This window comes from Deinococcus rhizophilus, from assembly GCF_030271215.1.
GTDB classification, from domain to species: Bacteria; Deinococcota; Deinococci; order Deinococcales; family Deinococcaceae; genus Deinococcus; species Deinococcus rhizophilus.
The window spans coordinates 1-1823 of record NZ_JASNGB010000301.1; the positions used below are offsets into that span (position 1 = coordinate 1).

Sequence of the window (1823 nt, forward strand, 5' to 3'; positions counted from 1 at the left end):
CCCCGGCCAGCCCGTGCCCGTAGGCGTTCGCCTTGACCGGCAGCAGCAGCGCCGCGCCCGCCCGCCGCGCGAGGGCCGTGAGGTTGCCCGCGAGGGCAGACTCGGACATCAGGGCCTGGGCGCGGGACTGCATCGCCGCGCATGCTAGCGGGTTTCGGCAGCGCCACTCCCAGCCTGACCCACGCCCGTCCCCGGCCCTTTATTCTGCCTTCATGCCCCGCCCCCCCACCGCCGCCCTGCTGCTCTCCGCCCTGCTTCTCGCCGTGCCCGCCGCTGCCCAGACCACCTCGGGCCCGGCCTCTCCCATGCCCACGGCGCCAGGAGCGACCGGGGGCATCCTCCCGCTGGTGTCGGTGGGCGAACGCTGGCCGCAGGCGCAGGAGACCTACGTGATCCGGGTCGCGCCGGGGGACGCTGGAAAACCGCTGGGGCTGGAAGCCTACAGCCCCGGCTTCAACCTCGCGGACTATGTGGACGGGCGGCGGGCGGCGGGCTACTTCGGGGACGAGCTGTACAAGAAAAACGAGCCTTTCGAGAGCACCTTTACCCTCACGGGACCCGGCGGCACCGTCATGGAGCGGCGCTACGCGGCGGGGCGCGAGCACACCTGGGACAGCCTGTACGCGGGGGGGCTGCCCGCCGGGACCTACACGCTGCGGGTGACCAGCCGGGGCGACGGCAAGAATTCCTTCGCGCTGCGGGTGGCCGAGCCCTTTGGCCTGGAGACGAGCGACTTCTCGGTCAATGCCCGCGACACCGAGCAGACGCCGCTGCTGGCCGCCCGGCTGACCGTGCCGCCCGCCTGGGTCGGGCAGACCCTCAGCCTGCTGAACTACGACGTGGACGGCCCGCAGGAGGCCGAGACCTGGGTGGTGCAGCCCGGCGGAGCGCGGGTGAACCTCACGACGAGCGCCAACGGGCAGGCGGCGACCGACCGCTTCACAGTCACGCCGGAGCTGGTGGGCGAGTGGCAGGTGTACCTCCGGGTGCTGCCGACGACCAAGCAGTATTCCAACGCGGTCCGCTATTCCTTCCGGCTGGGCGATCAGGCGGTCACCGCCCGCGTGGGGGGCTTCGCGCCGCCGACCGGAGCAAGGCTGGAGAACCAGCTGCTGGTGGAGGTCGTGGACCCGGGGGGCCGGGCGATTCCGGGGGCGGGCTATACCCTGGTCGGCGAGCGGGTGGTGCGGCCCAGCCTGCCGCCGGGGTACGTGCCCGTGGGCGGCAGCATCGTGCAGGGGACCGGGAACATCGTCTCGCCCACCGAGATCCGCTACCAGCCGGGCTTCGCCAAGCTGCGCTTCGTGGCCCGCCCGCCGGAGGGACAGCTCGCGGTGGAGGCGGTCGCGGTGTACGGCGACCAGCGCATTCCCCTCAGCGGGGTGGCCTTTGAGGTCGCGGGGCAGACCCTGACCGCCCCGGCCACCCTGCCCCTCGCGCCGGGCGAGTACCCGGTCAAGCCGGGGACCCTGCCCGGCAGCACGGTGGCGGCCCCCGCTCCCGGCCGGGTCGCGGACGGCGGCACCGCGCGGGTGACCCTGGAATACGTGGTCCGGACCGAGCTGACGCTGGTCACCGCCCCCGACATCCTGGGCGCCTGCGACGTGACACAGCTCACCGCGACCCTCAAGACCGACTTTCCCCAGCGGCTGCCCGCCCGCGTGCGGCTGAACCTGCCGACCGGGTGGACCAGCGACTACCCGCTGGAGGTGCCCGGCGAGGTGGGGGCCGGGCAGGCGCTGCGCCTCAGGGTTCCGGTGCGGGTGTGCCGCACGGACACGGCCGAGGCGGTCGCCGAGCCGCTGGAGCTGCGGGCGACCGGG

The 1823-nt window shown here is 73.8% G+C and carries 2 protein-coding genes; one reads left to right on the plus strand and one right to left on the minus strand.

Annotated features, from left to right (window positions below; genetic code table 11):
- Nucleotides 1-133 (minus strand): alanine racemase (locus tag QOL99_RS16810; protein ID WP_285525528.1); only part of this gene is annotated, 133 nt, incomplete at its 3' end.
- 79 nt (nucleotides 134-212) lie between these two features.
- Between QOL99_RS16810 and QOL99_RS16815 the strand changes: the two genes are divergently transcribed.
- Nucleotides 213-1823, plus strand: a 1611-nt coding sequence (locus QOL99_RS16815; RefSeq protein ID WP_285525527.1) for a hypothetical protein, incomplete at its 3' end; no start/stop codon positions are given.